The organism is Micromonospora sp. 067-2 (assembly GCF_046549295.1).
In the GTDB taxonomy this organism is placed as follows: Bacteria; Actinomycetota; Actinomycetes; order Mycobacteriales; family Micromonosporaceae; genus Micromonospora.
Genome location: NZ_JAJPWB010000008.1, coordinates 300,077 through 321,005, shown reverse-complemented (window position 1 = coordinate 321,005; position 20,929 = coordinate 300,077). Strand labels below are relative to the sequence as shown.

The window sequence follows — 20,929 nt, the reverse complement described above, 5'->3', positions numbered from 1 at the left end:
CGGCCCGCGACGTGGGTCGTGGGCCGCCGTTGGTCGACCGGCCCGGGTCAGCATCGCCCGGGCCGGTCGTCGCGGGTGGCAGGGTGTGGTCGATTCGTCCACGTCCGCCGAGGCGTTCCCGAACCGCTAGGGGGTCCAGGGCGCACTGACCGCCCAGCTCACGTCCTCGTACCACAGGTTGCCGGCGTCGAAGGTGTTGGGACCTCCGTTGCTGGCGATGTAGCCGATGTTGTTGTAGTGGCGGATGTAGCGGGTGGGGAAGTTGGACGACGCCAGCGAGGTGCCCTGGCCGCTCTTGCCGGCCTCCGGGCAGAACGTCGCGTCGGCCCGGAACAATGCGGTGCCGTCGTTGGCGTTCAGGTACAGCTGGTAGTTGCGGTGGCGGAGGTAGTTGCCCGAGGTGTTCTTCGACTCGAAGGAGACGCACGCGCTGTTCGCCAGGCCGCTGCGGACGATCCAGGACGCGTTGCCCTTGTCGGTGGCCGAGCTGGACGAGGTGACCACCGAGGTGACCACGTCACTGCCCGAGTGGTTCAGGTAGCGGGTGGTGCAGCAGGCGGTGGTGGCTCGCAACGAGACGGTCGACCCGGGGGTCAACGTGCTTCCGCTCGATCCGGAGGGCTGGTACCTGGCGGCGACGATGGTGGCCTGCACAGAGTTCTCGGTGGCGTCCGACGGGTAGCCGGAGGTCAGCACGCCCTCGTAGAAGGTGCCGCGGGCGCCGATGCTGTTGTCACCGCCGATGCCGAGCAGGATGGCACCCTCCTTCTTCATCGGGTTGTAGCCCGCGACGTTGGGGCGTACGCCGTTGTAGGAGGTCGACAGGCCGCCGGACTGCCCGTTGCCGGACCGGATGGCCCAGTGGTTCGGCTCGCCCTTGACGATGGCAGTGAGGAACCGGTGGCTCACCGTCGGATTGTTGGCGTTGTAGCGTCGCTCGTACCCGGAGAACAGGCCGTTCTCGAGATCGGCCATGACCCACGGGCCGGGGCCCGCGCCGTAGCCCCAGACCGTGTTGTTTCCGAAGTAGATCGTCTCCATGGTGCCGTTGCCGTTGTCCCGACTGTTCGTCTCGGCGTTGCCGTAGTCGAAGCAGCAGCCGTTGTTGTAGTGCGTGCCGTCGAAGAGCGCATAGATCCCCTCCGGCTGATCACCTGTCGCGATGCCGTTGGTGTTGTTGTTGCGGTACCCGGTACCGGGGACCACGTAGACGCCGTACGCCTTGTGGCCGTTGATCGTGATCGGTGCCGCGGTCGCGACCGCGAGGTTGTCGACACCGCCCGGACCGGGGCCGGGGAAGTAGCCGCCGGGCGCCTGGGTGAGCCGGTTGTTCCGACCGGACTGGTCGTAGATGATGGTGATGAGGCAGGTCGTCCCGGAGCAGAACGCGTCCTGGGTGGCGGCGTTGGCGTATCCGCCGGCGCTCAGGAGGCCGACGTCTCTGGTGGCGTTGTCCGACGAGCGTCTGACCTGGTAGAGCGGGCCGTTGTACGAGCCGTACAGCGCTCGGGTGGTGCTGTGTGCGGCGACGCAGGGTGTGCCGCCGGCGGCGTAGAGGTCGCAGGGCTGCGACGAGGCCGCCGCCGATGTGCCGGTGTGGACCAGGGCGCCCGTCACGAGGGCGCCCACGGTGGCAGCCGCGAGAATGGCGGTACGTCGGCGCCGACGGTGCAGCAGGGGTGTCATCTGGTGACCCCTTCCGTTCGCGGTATGGGGTGGGGTGGGGACACGGCGGTTCGGACGAGCTCCCTATATCGAAGCTCGACGATGAATGAGATCGAGATGCGGCGATGAATTCAGGCCTGTGAGCGCTAACATAACGCAGCCGTTACAGACTCGCAATGACGAGTTCAAATGTCGCTGAGCACCAAAGATCTCTACACGGCAGCGGCTGTGATCGATGCCAATGCCGTGCTCTGTGGAACCGCGCCGCCCGGCCGGTGGTAACTCCTGGTCAGTCCCGCTTGCCGAAGTACTTCAGCGCGAGCGGGACGCCGATGACACCGGCGAGTACGGCGATGGCCACGCCAACCCAGAGAAATCCATCCATGCCGAGTCAGCTACCCAACCGGCCACGTCGCCAACCGTCCGACCGACCGGAGAGGTCAGAAGCGGTCAGAAGAGAGTCAGGGGTTCGACGGGTATCGGCTCGGGCAGTGCGTCGAGCCGGGGTACGCGCGCCCGTACCTCGTCATGGAACCGGCGGGCCAACACGGGCGCGTCGGCGTTGTCCGGGGTGTGGACGAACATGGTCGGCGAGCGTCCCTCGCGCAGCCAGGTGGCGGTGACGTCGACCCAGCGCTGCCACCCCTCGACGGTCCGCGTGGTGTCGTCGCGACCGAGGTAGCGCACGATCGGCCGGTCGGTCAGCGCGAGAGACCGGAGCGGCACGCGCGGCTTTCTGGTCCAGGCCTCCCGTTCCGCGTCGCTGGTCGGCGGGCTCGCGAAGAACGCGGTGGTGTCGAAGGGCACCCACTCGGCGGCCGCGGCGGTGAGTGCCTCCTCGAGCAGCCGGGCGGCCCGGGGGTCGTCGAAGAACGCGGGGTGGCGGACCTCCACGGCGTACCGGTGTGACCGGGGGAGCCGGCCCAGGAACCGGCTCAGGGTGGGAACGTCGGAGGGGGAGAACGATCCCGGCAGTTGGATCCAGAGGGCGTGGGCGCGCGGGCCGAGCGGCTCGATCGCAGCCAGGAAGGCGCGCAGCGGATCATCGACGTCGGTGAGCCGGCGATCGTGCGTGATGACCTTCGGGAGTTTGAGGACGAACCGGAAGTCGGGATCGGTCTGCCGGGCCCAGGACGCCACGGTCTCCCTGGCCGGCGTCGCGTAGAACGTCGTGTTGCCCTCGACGGCGTCGCACCAGCCGGCGTAGTGCCGCAGGCGCTCCTGCGGCGCGAGAGGATGTGCCAGCAGGCGTCCCTGCCACGACCTGTGGGTCCACATCGCACATCCCACGTGCAGCCGCACAGTCTCGTCCCTTCGCAGCTGAACCGGCCTGACCGGAGCCACCGTATCCATCGCGTCGACCGACTGCCGCTCCACCTAACCGACGACCAGGTCGAGCGTGGCGAGCTGTGCGGGGTCGGCCACCACCTCGATACCGATGATCCGATCGGTGACGATGAAGCTGAGCGCGAGTCGGCCGCCCCCGCCGAGTTCCACGACCGCGCCCGGCAGGCCGTCGACGTACGCCGGCACCGCCCCCTGTGCGCGGCCGTTGAAGAATCCGGCGACGACGGCCGAGCCGCTCCTTTCGGCGACCGACCCGAAGCCCACGGCCACCGGATCGGCGCGAAACACGACGTGCGGGTCGAGCAGGCTGACCAGGTCGTCGAACCGACCCTCCCGGGAGGCGGCGAGGAACGCCTCGACCACCCGCCGCTGACGGGCCGGATCGGTCTGGAGGACGGTCCCGTCCTGGTGCACCCGCCGACGGGCCCGGCTGGCGATCTGCCGGACGGCGGCAGGAGTGCGATCGACCACGGCGGCGATCTCCTCGAACGAGACCGCGAACATGTCGTGCAGCACGAACACGAAGCGCTCGGTCGGTGCGAGGGTGTCCAGGACGACCAGGAGCGCACGGCCGACCGACTCGGTCAACATGGCCTCCCGCTCCGGGTCGACCGGGCCGCCGTCGGTCGGGTCGGGCTCCGGCCCGGCGGTGTCCCACGGCTGCTCGGAGCGGGTGGTACGGGTTCGCAGCCGGTCCAGGCAGACTCTTCCGACGGCGGTCGTCAGCCACCCGGGCAGGTTGGTGATGTCGGCGACGTCCGCCCGGCTGAGCCGCAGCCAGGTGTCCTGGACGGCGTCCTCGGCCTCGCTGCCGGAGCCCAGGATCCGCTGGGCGACCGCGCGCAGCCGCGGCCGGTTCTCCTCGAAGCGTCGGGCCAGCAGGTCCGCTTCACTCATGGCCGTTGCACCCCCGCGCGTACCTGACCGTTCCTGTGACCGCCGCCACATCTGTCACGTCGTCGGCTCGTCGGTCGACATCCCGGTGAAGACCCGGACCTCGCACCGCGACAACGCCGGGGAGCCTAACAGGATGGGACGACGAACATGATCAGCGAAGCCCGTATCCAGAACCCCGCCGCGCTGCTGCCGGACACCGCGAAGGCGATCAACCTGCTGTACAAGGCCGCGCACTCGGCCGGCGTGCCGACCGGGACGCTGGAGCTGGTGCACCTGCGCGTCAGTCAGATCAACGGGTGCAGCGCCTGCGTCGACGCCGGTGCCCGGGGTGCCCGCAAGGCGGGTGAGACCGAGGAGCGGTTGTTCGCGGTGGCCGCCTGGCGGGAGACGCCGTACTTCACCGAGGCCGAGCGTGCCGCGCTCGCGCTCGCGGAGGCCGCCACCCGGCTCGCCGACCGGGCCGATGCCGTGCCCGACGACATCTGGGCGGAGGCGGCCCGGCACTTCGGCGAGAAGGAACTCGCCGCGATCGTGCTCTGGGTGGCCACCAGCAATTTCTTCAACCGGCTCAACGCCACCACCCGCCAGCCCGCGCCGCAGACCTGGGGCTGAACTGCGCCGCGACCGACGGGCGGCAGGCGGAGGCTCACGTCAACCCAGGGTTGACGGAGCACTTACGTCAACCTATGGTTGACGCATGACGAAACCTCTACAGATGTCCAGCACGGTCAAGCTCGACGACCTGATCCAGGCGATCAAGAAGGTGCACACCGACGCGCTCGACCAGCTCACCGACGCGGTCATCGCTGCCGACCACCTGGGGGAGGTCGCCGACCACCTGATCGGGCACTTCGTCGACCAGGCCCGGCGTTCGGGCGCCTCCTGGACCGACATCGGTCGCAGCATGGGGGTCAGCAAACAGGCCGCCCAGAAGCGGTTCGTGGCGAAGCCCTCGACCGAGGCGGCGGCCCTCGACCCCAACGCCGGCTTCGGCCGGTTCACCCCCCGGGCCCGCAACGTGGTGGTGGCCTCGCAGGAGGCGGCGCGCGCCAGCGGCAACGTGGAGATCGGCGCCGAGCACCTGCTCCTCGGCCTGCTGGCCGAGCCGGAGGGGTTGGCGGCCAGGGTGCTCGTCGGTCGCGGCGTGTCGCCGGAGGCCGTTCGGGAGGCCGTGGGCGCCGTTCTCCCGCCGGCCTCCGACCAGGTCCCGGAGCTCATCCCGTACGACGCACGCGGCAAGAAGGCGCTGGAGCTCACCTTCCGGGAGGCGCTCCGGCTCGGGCACAACTACATCGGCACCGAGCACATCCTGCTCGCGCTGCTGGAGCAGGAGGACGGCACGGGCGTGCTCACCGGCCTCGGGCTCGACAAGGCGGCCGTCGAGGCCGACCTCCTCGCCGCCCTCGCCGGGCACAAGTGACCTCGCTGGCTCAGGGCGTCGGAAAGCCGTAGCGCAGGGCGTGCTCCGGATCGGCCGCATCGATCTGGCGTACGCCCGCGTCGGCGAGCCGCTTGTTGACGTCGTCGAGCTGCTCGCGCACCAACCGGGCCTCCTCCTCGGTGACCCGCCCCCGGTGTGGCCGGCCAGCGTGTTCCAGCGTGCCGTAGTCGATCTTCTCGGCGCTCTTGCGGGCCTTGGGCGGACGGACCCGCTCGGCCGTCCTCAGCAGTTGCGCCATCGGTACGTCGGTGGCCATCGCGTCGAACTCGCTGGCGGTCAGCACCACCCGGCGGGGCTCGCCACCACCGTGCCGGTCGTGAACCTCGACCACCGCCACGTCCAACGCGGCGTCGTCGATGTTCTCCACCTCGACCGGAGTGGCGTCCAGCTGCACGGGCCCGGCGATCAGGTCTGGGTGCTCCAGGACGACGATGCGAACCACCTCGTCGTCGGTCTGCAGGACCGTGCCGCTGAAGTCGGAGACGTGGATCGTCTTCTTGCCCATGCGCGGAGCTGCTCCTGTCGTAGGCCGGGGTGCCGGACCAGAAGACGTTACCCGACAGGTGTGCGAAAGCCCGCGTTGGACGGCTCGGGTGTGTCGTCAGCGTGTGTTCAGGTGGTGCGGACTGGCGACGGCGGGCCGCCTGTTCACCTCGGCCCATGACAGGCCGTCGGGGTCGCCCCCGATCCGGGGCCCCCGGTAGCGCGGCTGGGTCGGGCAGCGATCGGCGGGCTCCGTTGACCGCCACATTCGCTCGGGGTCCTGCTGGAAGCGGTCGTTCGGCTGATTCGGCATGACCACACCCTCCCAGACAAAGGTGTCCATGTATGGAAATACATATGACGGTCGATCCGTCCGGGTGCTTGAAGGGCCGTCGGAGGTGATCCGGCCGTCGGAAACGAGCTTCGACGGGCGCGGACTCCGGCGCTGGCGGATCGCCCGCCGGGTCTCCTCGCCGGGCGTACCATGATCACGACGGGCCGGGTGACGGGGAGGTGCGCATGCTCGACCGGCGGCTTCAGCTGCACCTGGCCACCTGGCTCGGCCAGTGGCCGGCCCCAGCGGGGCTGCACGTGGTCGCCTCCCAGCGGCGGGCCCAACCGGCCTGGGATGGTCGGCTGCGCCCGGCGCTCGCCGTGGACACCGGGCAGAGCGCCGTCCTCTCCGTTGCGCCGGACCGGGTGGCGGCGATCCGCGCACTCGCCCGGCGGGAGCCGGATCAGCTGCTGCCGGCGCTGCCGGCGGCCGTCGGAACGCCCGACTGGTGTGTGCACGACGGCCCGTTCCGGTGGTCACTGGCACCGGCACCGCTGCCCGACGTCGGGGAGTGGATCGCGCCGACGGCCCCCGATCTGCCGCCCTGGGTGCGCCTGTTCGACCGGCCGGTGCTGGTGGTCCGCGACGCGGACGGCAACTACCTGGCCGGAGTCGGGATCAAACGGCACGACGCGTACGGGCAGGAGTTGGCCGTCGGCACCGTGGCCGCCGCTCAGGGGCGCGGCCTCGCCCGCCGGCTCGTGGCACAGGCCGCCCGGCGGGTGCTCGACGAGGGCGCAGTGCCCACGTACCTGCACGAGCGGGACAACCAGGCGTCTGCCCGGGTCGCGGACGCGGCCGGCTTTCCGGATCGGGGCTGGCGCGCCTACGGGGTCTATCCGCGTTGAGCTGCCGTCGTCGGGCGCGGACCGTGGATCCCGGGCCGGATCCACGGTCCGCAGCCTCCCCCCAGGTCCCCGTTCGGGGCGAGCGACCGCGCGGCGTGCGGGCCGCCTCCTCGCGATCACGCTACGTATCGAAGAGGCGTGGTGCAAGGCGTGAGCTGTTGGTTCGGAGTGTCGAATAGTGGACTTGACCTGGGGATGAGCTGCTGAGGGGTGACGACCGGTCAGTGACGTAGCGTGCGGATGAGGTCGAAGACCTGCCGGGTCACCGGGCGGAGCACCCGCAGGCGGGACAGCGCCACCAGCCGGTCGATCAACGGCACGGCGCCGTCGATCAACTGCCGGGTCTTCGTCTGCCCGGGTGACCGGTCGTGCACCCAGTAGAGAACCACCCCCATGTACGCCAGCCAGAGCAGCTCGGGCAGCTGGGGGCGCAGCTCGGCGTCGACCTTGGCGGTCGAGCCCGTCAGCGCCTCGCGGAAGAGATCGATCGCCGCCTCGCGGGGGCCGGAGGATTCCGTGGAGAACGGGCTGAGCGGTGAGGTGGGTTCCGCGGCCGTCTTGAAGAAGGTGGCCGCGAACGCGTGGGACGGGGTCAGCACGTCGATGCCCGCGTGCAGCACCCCGGCGAGTCGGGCGCCGAACGCCTCCTCCCGGTCGAGCACCGCCTGCGCGGCGGCCCGGTGCTCGGTCTGGGACTGGGCGTAGAACTCCTGGATCAGGTGGTCCTTGGAGCCGAAGTAGTAGTAGGCGTTGCCGACCGCCACGCCGGCCTCCTGCGCGATCGCGCGCATCGTGGTCTGGGCGTAACCGCGCTCGCGGAACAGCCGCATCGCGGTGTCCCGGATCAGCAGCCGGGTCTGCTCACCTCTGGCGGTCGCCGGATCACCCGCAGCGGTCGTCGGCGCAGTCTGCTCGGTCATCGAGGTCACCGTATCCCGCCAGCTCGTCGACCGGCTCGGCCCATGGATCGCGAATCCGCTCCCGGATCGCCGAGGCGGTGGCCACCACCTGCCGGGCGAGCGGCAGCAGGTGCGGTCGGGCCAGCCGCTCGGCCGCCGACCGGTGGTCGGCCAACGCCCAGAGGCAGGCGAACCAGGCGCCGTCGCCCGCGTACACCTCGCCGGTGTCCGCCACCACGGTGAGGTCACGCAGCGTCGCGTCGTGGTCGAGCCCGGGAAAGCGCCGTCGGGCCTCGGCCGAGCCGGCCGGCACGAATTCCAGGGGTACGAGCTGGGCGCGGGAGGTCAGCCATCGGCGGGCGGCGCGGCAGAGTGGGCAGTTCGCGTCGAACAGGACGGTGAACCCCCGGATCCCACCCTCGGAGCCAGCGGTGGGATCCGGCAGCCGGCCGGGGCCTCCGGTCGGTGAGACGGTCATCGGCTCGGCGGTTGGCTGGTCGAGCCGGCACCCGGCTGCGCGCCGGTCGGAAGCGGTCCGGTCGGAAGCGGTCCGGTCGGGTGCGCGGTCGGATAGGCGCCCTGCGGTCCGGGCTGCATGGGCAGTCGGCCGATCGGTGCGATGGGCGGGTGGGTGGCGAGCTGGCGGAGCCGACCCCGGCGGTAACGGCTGAGCGCGAAGACGTTGAAGAAGTGCAGCGCGCCGAGCACGAGCAGCACCAGGCCGATCTTGATGGACAGCTCCTCCATCGCCTGGCTGGTCGAGCCCACCGGGTCGCGGTGCTTCATGGCGACCGTCACGTAGCCGAGATTGAGCAGGTAGAAGCCGACCACCAGGAGGTTGTTCACCGCCCGGGCCAGCCGCTCGTCGGCGAACACCTCCTCGAGAAAGACCTGCCCGTTGCGGGACAGCGCCCGGGCCACCCAGATGGTCAGGCCGATGCTGACCGCGAGATAGACCAGGTACATCCAGACCTTGATGTCCATGTTGGACGCCCTTCTTGAACATGTTCAACTACCGACGGCATCAGCGTAGGACAGTTCTTGAACATGTTCAAGAGCGGGGAGCGCCCGCTCCGACTCAGCCGGCCAGACCGAGCGCCTCGGCCGCTGCCCGCCCGTTGGCGTGGCTGGCGCCGTACGTGGTGACGAAGGCGCGTACGCCAGCCGGCCGCCACTGCGCCGGCCAGCCCATCTCCACCACGGCCACGGGATGCGCCGCGGCCAGCTCGGCGATCAGCTCGGGGCCGCCGGGCAGCCGGTGCAGGTGCCGCCCGACCAGCACGATCGGCCGATCGCCGGCCAGCCCCCGCAGCGTCGCCGGATCGGTCTCGGCGGCGACCACCCGGATCTCCTGCACCGCGTCCAGGTGCGGGCCGAGGCCCCACGGCACGCGCCCCTCGGCGATGGTCGACTCGGTGTGCAGCTGCACCACCAGGGGACTGCCCAGGCCGGTGAGCACACCGTCCACGCGGACCGCCCGGCGCGCTGCCGCGTACCCCAGATCGGTGTCGTTGCTGGCCGACGACCTGGCGGCGGCCCGGGTCCAGGCGGCGAGCGCGGCGGCGCGGCCGGCCGCCTCCTCGACCCGGGCGATCGCCAACCGGCCGTCGGTGATCGCTTCGCCGATCTCGGCGGCCACCCGCTCGACCAGTTCGGCGTCGACCCTCGCGCCGATGCAGAGCAGGTCGGCGCCGGCGGTCAGGGCCTGGACCGCGGCCGGGCCGACACCGCCGGCGGCCACGGCGGCACCCTTCATCTCCAGGGCGTCGGTGACCACCGCGCCGGCAAAGCCGTACTCGGTGCGCAGCAGGTCGACCAGGACGGCCCGGCTGAAGGTGGCCGGACCGGTGCCGGTCAGTGCCGGCACCCGGATGTGCGCGGTCATCACGGCACGCGCCCCGGCGGCGACGACCGCGGCGAACGGCGGCAGGTCGCGCTGGCGCAGCAGGTCCAGCGGGACGTCCACGGTGGGCAGCTCGTGGTGGGAGTCGGTGACGGTGGCGCCGTGGCCGGGGAAGTGCTTGGCGCACGCGGCGACGCCGGCCGCCTGCAGGCCGGTCACGGCGGCGGCCGAGTGGGCGGCCACCCGCACCGGGTCGGCACCGAACGACCGCGTGCCGATCACCGGGTTGTCGTCGGCGGTGTTCACGTCCACGGTCGGGGCCAGGTTGACGGTGATGCCGAGCGCGGCCAGCTCGGCGCCGATGGCCCGGTAGACCCGTCGGGTGAGCGGCACGTCCCCGATCGCGCCGAGGGCGGCGTTGCCGGGGTACGGGCTGCCGGTGGCGTGGGCCAGCCGGGTCACGTCGCCACCCTCCTCGTCGATGGCGATCAACACGTCGGCACGGCCGGCGCGCAGGGCCGCGGTGCTCGCCGCGACCTGGGCCGGGTCGTGCACGTTGGTGCCGAAGAGGGTGTGCCCGGCAAGCCCGTCGGCCACCAGGTCGACGGCCCAGTCCGGCGGAACCGGTCCCGGGTATGCGGCGAGCAACGTGCCCAGCGCAAGCCGGCGCAGTCCTGGATCCAGCCCCACGTGATCTTCCCCCTTCGGTGCCCGGCGGACACGAACGTCGTACCGGCGGTGGTCATCGCCCTGCCGGGTCGGCCGAGCGTTTCACCTCCGGGTGGCCGTTACGCTACGGCTACCCGTTCGCAGGTCGGTTTACAGTTAGCAAAGTTTACTAAAACTAGAGGACGTGGCATGAGTGCGACCAGGCTGCCCGGCACCCCCCGCCTGTTGCGGGCGCTCAACGACCGTGCGGCACTGGAACTGCTCCTCGAGCGGGGGCCGCTGACCCGCGCCCGGCTCGGCGAGCTGACCGGGCTGTCCAAGGTCACCGCGTCCCAGCTGGTGGAGCGGCTGGAGGAGCGCGGCCTGGTCAGCCGCGTCGGCGAACAGGCCGGTGGCCGGGGACCGAACGCCCAGCTCTACGCGGTGCGCCCCAGCAGCGCGCACGTGGTCGGCGTGGACGTCGGGCCGGACCGGGTGGTCGCCGCGTGCGCCGACATCACCGGCGAGGTGATCGGGCGGGTGGAGCAGTCCACTCGGGACACCGACGACCCGGTGGGCGTGGTGCACAACGCCGTCGTACAGGCCGCCAGCAGCGCCCAGGCGCAGCTCAGCAGCGTACGGCGGATCGTGCTCGGCACCCCGGGTCTGGTCGACCCCGGCACCGGTGACATCACCTTCGCCTTCAACCTGCCGCGTTGGCACAGCGGCCTGCTGGCCGCCCTGCGCGACGACCTGCACACCCCGGTGGTCTTCGAGAACGACGTCAACCTGGCCGCGGTGGCCGAGGCGCAGTCCGGCGCCGCGCAGGGGTTGGAGGACTTCGTGCTGGTCTGGGTGGGCGCCGGCCTCGGCCTGGCGATCATGCTGGGCGGGCGGCTGCACCACGGCAGCAGTGGTGCAGCCGGTGAGATCGGCTATCTGCCGGTGCCCGGCGCGCCGATCCCGCGCGACGTCTCCCGCCGCGCCAAGCCGGCCTTCCAGCAGTTGGTCGGCGGGGACTCGGTGCGCGCGATCGCCCGTGAGCACGGCTACCCGGAGACCGACGTCGCCGACGCGGTTCGCGCCGCCGTCGCGGACGGCGCCGCTGGCGGCCCGATGCTCGACGAGTTGGCGCGTCGGCTCGCGCTCGGAGTGGCCAGCACGTGCGTGGTGCTCGACCCGCCGCTGGTGGTGCTCGCCGGTGAGGTCGGTCAGGCCGGCGGGGCGGCGCTCGCCGACCGGGTGCAGCAGGAGGTCGCGGCCATCACCCTGGTCCGGCCGCGAGTGGTGCCCACCGGGCTGACCGAGGAGCCGATCCTGCGGGGTGCGCTGCGGACCGCCCTGGACGCCGTCCGCGACGAGGTGTTCGGCTCCACCGTCGGCTGAGCCTCCTGGAACGGTCATGTGAGGGATTATTTTCGGCTCTCCCTCGCTCCGCACCGCTCACCCACCAGGGGTGGTGCACTGACGGGTGCGGAGCGAAGGGGGCCGACGTCGGGCTCAGATCAGGTCACGACGACGGAACACGGCGAACGCCGCCGCGGTCAGACCGCCGGTCAGCACGAGCAGCACCACCAGGGCGGGCGCCCCGGCCAGCGTGTAGGCGCCGTCGCAGTAGGTGTCGTACCCGTTGCTGCCCGCGCAGACCCGGTGATCGTAGAACCGCGCCCCACCGTTGAGCCACGCCCCGATGTAACTGGAGAGCATCAGCTGATCCGGGCGGGGGGCATCGACGATCGTCAGCACAAGTCGGGCACCCAACTCCCAGACCACCGCGTACGCGGCCAGCGCGCCGAGCGCCGCCGACGTGTGGCGGCCCAGCGTGGCGATGCCGAAGCCCACCGCGCTGGCCAGCAGCACCAGCACCAGACCACGCCCGTGCACCGCCGCCAGTGAGCGCCAGAAGTCGCCACTGAGGCGGCCGGCCAGGCCGGCGGTCTGCCCGATCACCCAGAACGTGGCGAGATAGACCAGCGAGGCCGCCACCGCCAGCGCCAACACCGTGCCGAGCAGGGTGCCCAGCTTGGTGCCGAGCACCGTCATCCGGCGCGGCCGCCAGAGCAGCAGATTCACCACTCCACCGGAGTTCAGATCCGCGCCGATGTAGGAGGCGCCGACCAGGAAACCGAACAGCACCAGGAACGCGATGAGGAAGTAGAGCAGTGGGCGAGCCTGCTCGGCGAAACTGAACACTCCGGGAAGGAAGTCGGCCGCGATCGGCAGCCGCTCCTGCCGGATCGGGTCGATCTCCGAGCAGTCGGCGGGGAAGTACTCCTCCGTGTCGCTCGGCGGGAGCGTGCCGTTCCGTCTGGCCAGGCACTGCTGGAAGGTGGTCTCCAGGCTCTGCCGGGCCTCGGTCGCCTGGGCCCGCGCGGAGCTGAGTTCGTCCGCGCTCGGTTTGTGGGAGCCGGCCAGGGTGGTCGCCGCGGTGACCGCGAATGCCAGCGCCAGCAGGACGACCATGAGCTGCACGAAGCGACGCGCGGACAGCCGCTCCAACTCGGCACGAACCAGGTTCACGCGTCCACTCCCCGATTGAGATTGATCACAGCGTCGCCCTGTCCGCCGGGCGGCAGCGCCGAGTCGTCGGACTGCCGAGGCACCGACGGGTGCTCGCCCGCGCCGGTCAACTCGAGAAAGACGCTCTCCAGATCGGGCCGCAGCGGGGTCAACTCGCCCACCCACAGCCCCTGCTCGCCGAGCACCTGACTGATCACCGTCGGGTCGGTCGCTCCGCCCACGACCAGCACGCCGCCGTCGACGGTCGCCTCCAACTCCGCCGCGCGCAGCAGCTCGGCGGCGCGCTCCGGCTCCGCCACCCGGACCATGAACTCGTGCCGGTCGTAGCCGGCCAGCACCTCGTCCACCCGGCCGGACGCCACCCGCCGCCCCCGCGAGATGATCGTCACGTGGTCGCAGATCAGCTGGATCTCGGCCAGGATGTGACTGGACACCAGCACGGTCACGCCGGCCGCCGCCAACGACCGCATCAGATCCCGCATCTCCCGGATGCCGGCCGGGTCCAGCCCGTTCGCCGGCTCGTCGAGGATGAGCAGCTGCGGGTCCTTGAGCAGCGCGGACGCCACCGCGAGGCGCTGCTTCATGCCCAGCGAGTAGCCCTTGACCCGGTCGTCGCCCCGGTCCTGCAGGTTCACCAGCTCCAGCACCTCGTCCACCCGCGAGGTCGGCACCCCACCGGCCCGGGCCAGCAGCCGTAACGTGCGGTGCCCGGTGAAGTTGCCGAAGAACTGCGGGCTCTCCACGATGGCGCCCACCCTGCCGGCGACCCGGGGGAGCAGGTGCGGCGACGGCTCACCGAGCACCGTCATCCGTCCGCTGTCGGCCCGGACCAGCCCCAGCAGGGCGCGCAGCGTGGTGGTCTTTCCGGACCCGTTCGGACCCAGGAAGCCATGCACCTGCCCCTCCTCGACCAGCAGGTCGAACCCGTCGACCGCGACCCGTCGGCCGTTGCGGACGCTGTGGAAGGTCTTGCGCAGACCCTCGATCTCGATGACCGCGCTCATCCGCGCGGTCCCGTACCTCGAGCGGGCATGGGCGGTCCTCCGGATCTGGTGATCAACGACACGGCGCTTCACCCTATGGCCGAGGCGCCGCCCGTGGGGGGCGCCCAGGCGCTGCGTGGTTGGATGGTCCGGTGACTGGTGACCTGATCCCCGGCGCCACCGGCGCCGCATCCGCCGCCGCGCCCGTGGACCCGGATCTGGTGGTCAGCCTCGACAGCGTCGGCGTACGCCGGTCCGGCACCGCGCTGCTGCAGGACCTGACCTGGCGGGTCGAGCTGGACGAGCGCTGGGTGGTGCTCGGGCCCAACGGGGCCGGCAAGACCACCCTGCTCAACCTCGCCGCCGGGCGACTGCACCCCACCACCGGTGTCGCCCACGTGCTGGGCGAACGGATCGGCCGCACCGACGTCAACGAGCTGCGTACCCGCATCGGGCTCTCCACCGCCGCGCTCGCCGAGCGGCTGCCCGCCGACGAGCAGGTCAGCGACGTGGTGGTGACCGCCGCCTGGTCGGTGGTCGGCCGCTGGCGGGAGAGCTACGACCGGGGCGACGAGGCTCGGGCTCGGGCGCTGCTGAGCCAGCTCGGCATCGGCAGCCTCGCCGAACGGCGCTACGGCACCCTCTCCGAGGGCGAGCGCAAGCGGGTGCAGATCGCCCGCGCGCTGATGACCGACCCGGAGCTCCTGCTGCTCGACGAGCCGGCCGCCGGGCTCGACCTGGGTGGTCGCGAGGACCTGGTCGCCCGCCTGGCCGAGCTGGCGTACGACCCGGACGCCCCGGCCCTGGTGCTGGTCACCCACCACGTGGAGGAGATCCCGCCGGGGTTCACCCACGCGCTGCTGCTGCGGGAGGGCGGGGTGGTCGCGCAGGGCCTGCTCGGCGAGACGCTCACCGGTGACAACCTCTCCAAGACCTTCGGCCTGCCGCTGGTGGTCGAACGCTCGGGCGGCCGCTACACCGCCCGCGCCGCCTGACCACCGGACCGGGCAGGAGGTGACCATGCCGCAGACCCGGGTGGTCGTGGTGGGCAGCGCCAACATGGACCTCGTGGCGATGGCGCCCGCGCTGCCGCGACCGGGCCAGACCATGCTCGGCACCGACTTCGTGATGGTGCCCGGTGGCAAGGGTGCCAACCAGGCCGTCGCCGCGGCCAGGGCCGGCGCCTCCTGCGCCTTCCTCGGCGCGATCGGCTCCGACGCGTTCGGCGTCACCATCCGGGCCCGGATCACCGCCGCCGGCGTGGACACCGGCCAGCTGCGGGTGGTGTACGGCGCGTCCGGGGTGGCGCTGGTCATGGTCAACGCGGAGGGTGAGAACGCCATCGTGGTGGTCCCCGGCGCGAACGACGCGCTGATCGGCCTCACCGAGGAGGAGTTGTCGACGGTCCGTGCGGCGGACGTCCTGGTCGCCCAGCTGGAGATCCCGGTGCAGACGGTGGCCGACGCCGTGGCGGCAGCCCGTGCCGCCGGCACCCGCGTCATCCTGAACGCCGCACCGGCCCGGGACGTCCCGGCGGAACTGCTCGCGGCGGTCGACCTGCTGGTCGTCAACGAGGGCGAGGCGCAGGCGTTCACCGGCCGAGGTCGGGAGGAGCCACGAGCGCTGCTCGACCTGGTGCCCCGGGCCGTGCTCACCCTCGGCGGCGAGGGCGCCTGGTACGTCGACCGCGAGGGCGTCGAGGTGCACGTACCGGCCGTCCGGGTCGACGTGGTCGACTCCACGGCGGCCGGCGACGCGTTCACCGCCGCGCTGGCCGTCGGCTGGGGTGAGGGACGGGACCTGGTCGACGCCGTACGCTGGGCGGCGGCGGCCGGGGCGGCCTGCGTACGCCGGCTCGGCGCCTCGGTGGCACTGCCCCGCCGCACCGAGATCGACGAGCTGTACGCCCCGGGCTGACCCGCCGCGCTAAGCCGGCCGGCCCGCACCCGCTGCGGTCCGGAAGGCCCGGCGGTACGCCGACGGCGAGGTCAGCATGACCCGGCCGAAGTGGTGGCGGTAGGTGACGGGGGTGTCGAACCCCACCGCGCCGGCGATCTGCTCGACCGGGGCGTCGGTCTCCTCCAGCATTGACAGGCTGGCCCGGACCCGCTGGTCGATCAGCCACCGGATCGGGCTGGTCCCGGTGGCCCGCGCGAAGTGCCGCAGGTAGGTGCGGGGCGACATGTGCGCCTGCCCGGCCAGCCGGGCCACGGTCAGCGGCTCGGCGAGGTGGGCGAACGCCCAGTCGATGCTGGCGGCTATCCGGTCATCGTCCGGGTCGGTGGTTACCGGCGCCTCGACGAACTGGGCCTGCCCACCGTCGCGGTGCGGGGGGATCACCAACCGGCGGGCGACCGCGTTGGCGATCGTCGCGCCGTGGTCCCGTCGCACCACGTGCACGCAGAGGTCCAGCCCGGCGGCGCTTCCGGCGCTGGTGAGGACGTCACCGTCGTCGAGGTAGAGCACGTTCGGATCCACCTCGACGCGTGGAAACCGCTGCGCCAGCAGCTCCGCGTACCGCCAGTGGGTGGTGGCCCGACGCCCGTCCAGCAGCCCGGCGCCGGCCAGCGCGAAGGCGCCCGAGCAGATCGACATGACCCGGGCACCGTGCCGGTGCGCCCGCCGCAGGGCGGTCACCAGGTCGGGTGACGGGTCAGCGGTCACGTCCGGCACGCCGGCGACGATGACCGTCTGCGCCGCCGCCAGTTCCGTCAGGCCGTACGGCGTGTGCAGGCTGGCGCCGCCGACCAGCGGCACCGGGCCGGGCCGCTCGGCGCAGACGACCAGGTCGTACCAGTCGACGTCGAGCTCGGGTCGGGGAAGCCCGAACACCTCGGTGACGATGCCGGTCTCGAACACCGACATGCCCGGGTAGGCGAGCACGGCGACCCGGTGCCCGGTGGCCGGTCGACGGGCCGTCGGCACCGGCAGTGGACCGGTGGCCACGACGGAGGTCGGCATGGCGGAATGTTAGCGCTGGTCGTCGTTCACGCCACTCGTCCGAGGCGGGAACGATGACCAGGATCGGTGCATGACCTTCACCTTCGCCGTTCCGGCGGCCGACCCGGCCACCGCCACCGCCCACTTCCTCGCCCGACTCGCCGTCGAGACGGATGTCAGCGACGTGCACGCCGACCTGTCCGCCCGTACTCCCGGGTTGGTGGTCGTCGACTCCCGGGGGGAGGCCGCCTGGGAGCAGGGCCACCTGCCGGGGGCGGTGCACCTGCCCACCGCCGAGATCGCCAACCGGGCGGCCGGGCTGATCCCGGCCGGTTCGGCGGTGGTCACCTACTGCTGGGGGCCGGGCTGCAACGGTGCGACCCGGGCCGCGTTGGAGTTCGCCCGGCTCGGCCACCCGGTCAAGGAGATGCTCGGCGGCTTCGAGTACTGGGTACGCGAGGGGCTGCCGGTGGTGACCGGGGGCGGGGTGACCCGCCGCCCGGTCGACGACCTGACCGCGCCCCGCTCGACGATCACCTGTGACTGCTGAACTGGCGGCGGCACAGCCTCCGCCGGTCGGCGGGGGCTCAGCCGGCGGGGTCGTCGATGAGCTTCTCGCCGCGCCGGCGCAGCATGCCGAGCCCGGGAATGCCGGCCACGGCGAGCTTGAGGTCGCGGGTGACGTCGAGCAGGTCGTGCAGGTCGGGCCCGACCCGGTCGAGGGTGGCCAGGATCGGCAGGATGTCCGCCGTCAGGTGCTCCTTGAGCTTGGGCAGCTCGTCGATCAGGAGGATCGCCGCGGTGACCTCCTCGTGGCTGAGCTGCGCGACGAACCTCTCGGTCATCGGTGCGGCCCGCCGCAGCGCCGGCTCGTACGCCGCCAGCAGTTCGGCGGCCGTGGCCGCCGCCTCCGCCGCGGTGCCCACGGTGGCCGCCGCCCGGGCGGCCACAGCGTCCGCTTCGGCGACCACCCTGCCGGCCACCCGTGCGACCTGATCGGCCTCTTCGACCACCGCGGCGGCGGCCGTCGCCACCTCGGTGGCGGTGTCGACGGTGGCGGTCGCGGCGGCGCTGATCACGGCCACCTCGCGGACCGCCGTCTCGGCGTCGGTGAGCACCAGGTCGGTCCGGTCCAGGGTCGTCTCGATCCGGTCCACCACGCCGTTGATGCGGGCCAGCAGCGCCTCGACCCCGTCCAGCACCGCGAACGCGCGGGCGGGTACGGCGGCGAACGAGGCGGCCGAGCCGAGCGCCTGGTCGAGAGCGGATCGGGTCAGGCCGACCATGGCGGTCGGTGTGGGCAGGGGAATGGCCATGGGGTCAAGTGTGCGCCGGCCGCGCCGCCACCGCCCGACGCCGCTCGGCGGGCCGTATCGGGGAGGCACCGCAACGAGCCCTCCGGCGGTAGGGTGCCGGCATGCCGGCCCCCTCGCCGCACCGCACACCACGTACCCGAACGGCCGTCCTGCTCGCCGTGCTGGCGGTGGTCGCCGCCGGACTCGGCACGCTGGTGCTGGTCCGGGCGGACGCCGGCCTCACCACCCGGCGGGTCACCGTCGACGGGGTTCCGATGACCGAGGTCCGCGCCGGTCCTACGGCGCCCGGCGTGCGCCGCCCCGGAGTGGTGATCGCGCACGGCTTCGCCGGCTCGGCCCAGCTGATGCGCCCGATCGCCGACACCGTCGCCCGGAGGGGAGCGGTCGCGCTGCTGTTCGACTTCGCCGGTCACGGCGCCAACCCGGCCCGGCTGCCGGGCGCGGGACGGGGTAGCTCCGCCGCCACTCTCGCCGCCGACCTGGACGTGGCCGTCGGCTACCTCCGATCCCGGCCGTACGTCGACGCGGACGAAATCGTCCTGGTGGGACACTCGATGGGCGCCGGCGCGGTCACCAGCTACGCCGCCGGGCACCCCGAGATCGCCCGGACCGTGGCGATCTCGCTGCCCGACGCGGGCGAGCTGCCTCCGGGCCGGCCGGCGGAGCTGCTGCTGATCGTGGGGGGCGCGGAGTTCCCGGCCTTCCGCCGGGCGGCTGACGACGCCGTCCGGCGTGGTCAAGGCACGGGCCGACGGTCAGCGGTGGTGGTGCCCGGCGCGGAGCACATCTCGGTGCTGTTCGCCGTGCGTACCCACGAGGAGATCGCCGGCTGGCTGCCCACCGCCGCCGAAACCGCCTCCGCGCCCGCGCCACGACCGACCACCCGGCTCGCCGGGGCGGCGCTGCTGGCGCTCGCCTTCGGCATCGGGGTGGTTCCGCTGGCCGCCCTGCTCCTGCCACGTCGGGCCACCGGCCGCCGAACGGCCGTACCCCCGCTCGCCCTGGAGCCCGGCGCACCGGCGCCGCCGGATGCCCGAGCGCCGGGCGACGCACCGGAGCCGTCCGCGGGCCGGGTGTCGTCCGGTGGCGCGCTTCTGCTCGCGCTCGCGGTGCTCGCGGCCGGCGTCGGCGCCGCCGTCGCGGTGGTGCTGCCGACCACCCGGCTTCCGCTGGCGGTCGGCGGTTACGTCACCGGCTTCCTGCTGGTCACCGGGGTGCTGCTGATCGCCGGTCAGCGCTGGCTACCGGGCCTGGGGGGCGCGTCACAACCGCCTCCCGGCGGCACGCCGCAACCGCTTGCGCCCGCACGGATCGCCGTCGCGGCGCTGGTGCTGACCGGGTACGCCGTCCTCGCCGTCGCGCTGCCGATCCACACTGGTCTGACCTCGGCACTGCCGGTAGGTGCCCGCTGGTGGCTGCTTCCGCTGGTCGCGGGGGCCTGCCTGCTCTTCCTGCTGGGCGTCGAGCTGGTCGCCGCCGGGCGGACGGGGCGACACCTGCTGGTCGTCGCGGTCACCGTGCTCGTGCTGACCACGTCGGCGCTGGTCGGTCTGGCGCCGGGCTTCGTGGTGCTGGTGGTGCCGCTGTTCGCGCTACTGCTCGGCTGGCAGGCCGCCTGGGCGACCGTGCTGCGCCGGTACGCGGGCCCGCGCTGGCTGCCGGCAGTGCTGGGCGCCGCCCTGGTGGGCTGGCCGATCGCCACCACCCTGCCGTTGGGCTGACCGGCACGGGGCTAGCGGCCGGAGTTGGCGACGCGCAGCGCCCACCAGATCAGCGGCACCTGCATCGGCACCCGGCCGTAGGCGATGGCCCGCCTCGCCGGACGCCGGTGCCGCCAGTCCACGGCCATCTTCACGTTGGCCGGCAGTACGGCGACGAACAGGGCGGCCGCGGCCCGACCGCCGGCCCGCCGGGTGGCCGGGTTCGCCACGGCGGCCGCCACCGCCAGCTCCGCGACCCCGCTGGCATACGTCCAGAAACGGGCCGGCCCGGGTAGTGCGCGCGGCACGATCGGGTCGTACACACCGGGGCGCAGCAGGTGCGTGACGCCGGCTGCGGCGAGCAGCCCGGCCAGCGCGGCGGCCTCGCCACGGCGGTTGCTCATTCGGGATCCCCCTGCTGTTCGACGGCGCGTTGTACGGCCCGGTAGATCTGACCGAACCGTAGCGCGTCGGGCGTTCGCAGCAGCAACTGCTCCCGGCCGTGGTGCTGTACCCACAGCTCGTGCACGTGGCTGCCGCGCTCGTACGAGCGGTCCAGCCAACTCAGGGGGATCTCCAGGAACGGCATCAGCGCCAGCGCCCCCACTGCGCAGGCGGCGAGGATGATCAGCGCCATCGTCCAGTTGCCCCGGTCCTGCGCCGTGTACAACAGCGAGAGCACGCAGACCAGCGCGACCAGCGGCGGCAGCGAGAGCAGCAGGACCAGGACGCCTCGGCCGAGCACCCGGCCCCGCACCGCGAGGGTCTTCGGCCCGCGCGCGTGCCACACGAACGTCACGTCGGAGAGGGCGATCACGTGACCGCCTGCCCGGATCGACTCGGAGGTCACCCGCACCGCGTCGTCCCGGTAATAGAGGGTCATCACTAAGCCTAACCACCGGCAGGCAACCCCGAACTCGTCGCGCCGACCGCGGCGAGCGGCGGGTCGGGTCCGGCAGGGGATGGTACGACGCTCCTTTGGAGCTGAATCGTTGACGACATCGCAGTCTCGTCGCTGCCCCTTCCTGTCGACGGCAGCGCGGTCGCCCGCGCACCCCCCCGCGC

Annotated in this window: 22 protein-coding genes; 8 read left to right on the top strand and 14 right to left on the bottom strand. The window is 72.5% G+C overall.

Annotated features, from left to right (window positions below; genetic code table 11):
• Positions 1 to 126 precede the first annotated feature (126 nt).
• From ACLJN9_RS21225 to ACLJN9_RS21215, 3 genes are all read right to left on the bottom strand, one after another.
• On the bottom strand, positions 127 to 1,686 hold the full coding sequence (locus ACLJN9_RS21225) for an alpha-L-arabinofuranosidase B (protein ID WP_410813194.1): 1,560 nt from the start codon (positions 1,684 to 1,686) through the stop codon (positions 127 to 129).
• A 429-nt stretch (positions 1,687 to 2,115) separates the two neighbouring features.
• Positions 2,116 to 2,943, bottom strand: a complete 828-nt coding sequence (locus ACLJN9_RS21220) for a DUF72 domain-containing protein (protein ID WP_410813193.1) — start codon at positions 2,941 to 2,943, stop codon at positions 2,116 to 2,118.
• 99 nt (positions 2,944 to 3,042) lie between these two features.
• The gene (locus ACLJN9_RS21215; protein WP_410813192.1) at positions 3,043 to 3,909 is read right to left on the bottom strand and encodes a sigma-70 family RNA polymerase sigma factor; all 867 of its coding nucleotides are present in this window, start codon (positions 3,907 to 3,909) and stop codon (positions 3,043 to 3,045) included.
• A 147-nt stretch (positions 3,910 to 4,056) separates the two neighbouring features.
• Here ACLJN9_RS21215 and ACLJN9_RS21210 point away from each other — a divergent pair, with 147 nt between their 5' ends.
• Positions 4,057 to 4,521 (top strand): carboxymuconolactone decarboxylase family protein, encoded by a 465-nt coding sequence (locus ACLJN9_RS21210; RefSeq protein ID WP_410813191.1) that lies wholly within the window; start codon positions 4,057 to 4,059, stop codon positions 4,519 to 4,521.
• A gap of 85 nt (positions 4,522 to 4,606) precedes the next feature.
• Positions 4,607 to 5,329: a Clp protease N-terminal domain-containing protein gene (locus ACLJN9_RS21205; protein WP_410813190.1), complete on the top strand. Its 723-nt coding sequence runs from the start codon at positions 4,607 to 4,609 to the stop codon at positions 5,327 to 5,329.
• 10 nt (positions 5,330 to 5,339) lie between these two features.
• On the opposite strand, the gene ACLJN9_RS21200 is transcribed toward ACLJN9_RS21205, so the two are convergent.
• Positions 5,340 to 5,855 carry a hypothetical protein gene (locus tag ACLJN9_RS21200; protein WP_410813189.1) on the bottom strand — a complete coding sequence of 172 codons (516 nt, stop codon included), beginning with the start codon at positions 5,853 to 5,855 and terminating at the stop codon, positions 5,340 to 5,342.
• Positions 5,856 to 6,352: 497 nt separating this feature from the next.
• On the opposite strand from ACLJN9_RS21200, the gene ACLJN9_RS21195 reads away from it, so the two are divergent.
• On the top strand, positions 6,353 to 7,015 hold the full coding sequence (locus ACLJN9_RS21195) for a GNAT family N-acetyltransferase (protein ID WP_410813188.1): 663 nt from the start codon (positions 6,353 to 6,355) through the stop codon (positions 7,013 to 7,015).
• Between the two features lie 221 nt (positions 7,016 to 7,236).
• On the opposite strand, the gene ACLJN9_RS21190 is transcribed toward ACLJN9_RS21195, so the two are convergent.
• The 4 genes from ACLJN9_RS21190 to ACLJN9_RS21175 all read right to left on the bottom strand — a co-directional run bounded on the left by ACLJN9_RS21190 (position 7,237) and on the right by ACLJN9_RS21175 (position 10,447).
• Complete coding sequence (locus ACLJN9_RS21190; protein ID WP_410813187.1) at positions 7,237 to 7,935, bottom strand: TetR/AcrR family transcriptional regulator; 699 nt, start codon at positions 7,933 to 7,935, stop codon at positions 7,237 to 7,239.
• Positions 7,898 to 8,392, bottom strand: a complete 495-nt coding sequence (locus ACLJN9_RS21185; protein WP_410813186.1) for a thiol-disulfide oxidoreductase DCC family protein — start codon at positions 8,390 to 8,392, stop codon at positions 7,898 to 7,900. The genes ACLJN9_RS21190 and ACLJN9_RS21185 overlap by 38 nt, the downstream gene beginning before the upstream one ends.
• Positions 8,389 to 8,898 carry a hypothetical protein gene (locus ACLJN9_RS21180; protein ID WP_410813185.1) on the bottom strand — a complete coding sequence of 170 codons (510 nt, stop codon included), beginning with the start codon at positions 8,896 to 8,898 and terminating at the stop codon, positions 8,389 to 8,391. The genes ACLJN9_RS21185 and ACLJN9_RS21180 overlap by 4 nt, the downstream gene beginning before the upstream one ends.
• Before the next feature lie 94 nt (positions 8,899 to 8,992).
• Positions 8,993 to 10,447 (bottom strand): glycoside hydrolase family 3 protein, encoded by a 1,455-nt coding sequence (locus tag ACLJN9_RS21175; RefSeq protein WP_410813184.1) that lies wholly within the window; start codon positions 10,445 to 10,447, stop codon positions 8,993 to 8,995.
• A gap of 168 nt (positions 10,448 to 10,615) precedes the next feature.
• Between ACLJN9_RS21175 and ACLJN9_RS21170 the strand changes: the two genes are divergently transcribed.
• Positions 10,616 to 11,791: an ROK family protein gene (locus ACLJN9_RS21170; RefSeq protein WP_410813183.1), complete on the top strand. Its 1,176-nt coding sequence runs from the start codon at positions 10,616 to 10,618 to the stop codon at positions 11,789 to 11,791.
• Between the two features lie 114 nt (positions 11,792 to 11,905).
• Here ACLJN9_RS21170 and ACLJN9_RS21165 read toward each other — a convergent pair whose 3' ends face one another.
• Positions 11,906 to 12,925, bottom strand: a complete 1,020-nt coding sequence (locus ACLJN9_RS21165; RefSeq protein WP_410813182.1) for an ABC transporter permease subunit — start codon at positions 12,923 to 12,925, stop codon at positions 11,906 to 11,908.
• Complete coding sequence (locus ACLJN9_RS21160; RefSeq protein WP_410813181.1) at positions 12,922 to 13,929, bottom strand: ABC transporter ATP-binding protein; 1,008 nt, start codon at positions 13,927 to 13,929, stop codon at positions 12,922 to 12,924. Before ACLJN9_RS21160 ends, ACLJN9_RS21165 begins: the two co-directional genes overlap by 4 nt.
• 131 nt (positions 13,930 to 14,060) lie before the next feature.
• On the opposite strand from ACLJN9_RS21160, the gene ACLJN9_RS21155 reads away from it, so the two are divergent.
• Both ACLJN9_RS21155 and ACLJN9_RS21150 read left to right on the top strand, forming a co-directional pair.
• Positions 14,061 to 14,903, top strand: coding sequence for an ABC transporter ATP-binding protein (locus ACLJN9_RS21155; RefSeq protein WP_410813180.1), 843 nt, complete (start codon positions 14,061 to 14,063; stop codon positions 14,901 to 14,903).
• 25 nt (positions 14,904 to 14,928) lie between these two features.
• Positions 14,929 to 15,825: a ribokinase gene (locus tag ACLJN9_RS21150; RefSeq protein ID WP_410813179.1), complete on the top strand. Its 897-nt coding sequence runs from the start codon at positions 14,929 to 14,931 to the stop codon at positions 15,823 to 15,825.
• Between the two features lie 9 nt (positions 15,826 to 15,834).
• Here ACLJN9_RS21150 and ftrA read toward each other — a convergent pair whose 3' ends face one another.
• Positions 15,835 to 16,869, bottom strand: a complete 1,035-nt coding sequence (gene ftrA / locus ACLJN9_RS21145) for a transcriptional regulator FtrA (RefSeq protein WP_410813178.1) — start codon at positions 16,867 to 16,869, stop codon at positions 15,835 to 15,837.
• 70 nt (positions 16,870 to 16,939) lie between these two features.
• Here ftrA and ACLJN9_RS21140 point away from each other — a divergent pair, with 70 nt between their 5' ends.
• The gene (locus ACLJN9_RS21140; protein WP_410813177.1) at positions 16,940 to 17,398 is read left to right on the top strand and encodes a rhodanese-like domain-containing protein; all 459 of its coding nucleotides are present in this window, start codon (positions 16,940 to 16,942) and stop codon (positions 17,396 to 17,398) included.
• 37 nt (positions 17,399 to 17,435) lie between these two features.
• Here the strand turns inward: ACLJN9_RS21140 and ACLJN9_RS21135 are convergent, their stop codons facing one another.
• Positions 17,436 to 18,164, bottom strand: a complete 729-nt coding sequence (locus ACLJN9_RS21135; RefSeq protein ID WP_410813176.1) for a hypothetical protein — start codon at positions 18,162 to 18,164, stop codon at positions 17,436 to 17,438.
• 101 nt (positions 18,165 to 18,265) lie between these two features.
• Between ACLJN9_RS21135 and ACLJN9_RS21130 the strand changes: the two genes are divergently transcribed.
• A complete protein-coding gene (locus ACLJN9_RS21130; protein ID WP_410813175.1) occupies positions 18,266 to 19,885 on the top strand; it encodes a dienelactone hydrolase family protein in 1,620 nt (539 codons plus the stop codon).
• Between the two features lie 11 nt (positions 19,886 to 19,896).
• Here the strand turns inward: ACLJN9_RS21130 and ACLJN9_RS21125 are convergent, their stop codons facing one another.
• Both ACLJN9_RS21125 and ACLJN9_RS21120 read right to left on the bottom strand, forming a co-directional pair.
• Complete coding sequence (locus ACLJN9_RS21125) at positions 19,897 to 20,268, bottom strand: hypothetical protein (protein WP_410813174.1); 372 nt, start codon at positions 20,266 to 20,268, stop codon at positions 19,897 to 19,899.
• The gene (locus ACLJN9_RS21120) at positions 20,265 to 20,747 is read right to left on the bottom strand and encodes a DUF6232 family protein (protein WP_410813173.1); all 483 of its coding nucleotides are present in this window, start codon (positions 20,745 to 20,747) and stop codon (positions 20,265 to 20,267) included. Before ACLJN9_RS21120 ends, ACLJN9_RS21125 begins: the two co-directional genes overlap by 4 nt.
• Positions 20,748 to 20,929: the final 182 nt, after the last annotated feature.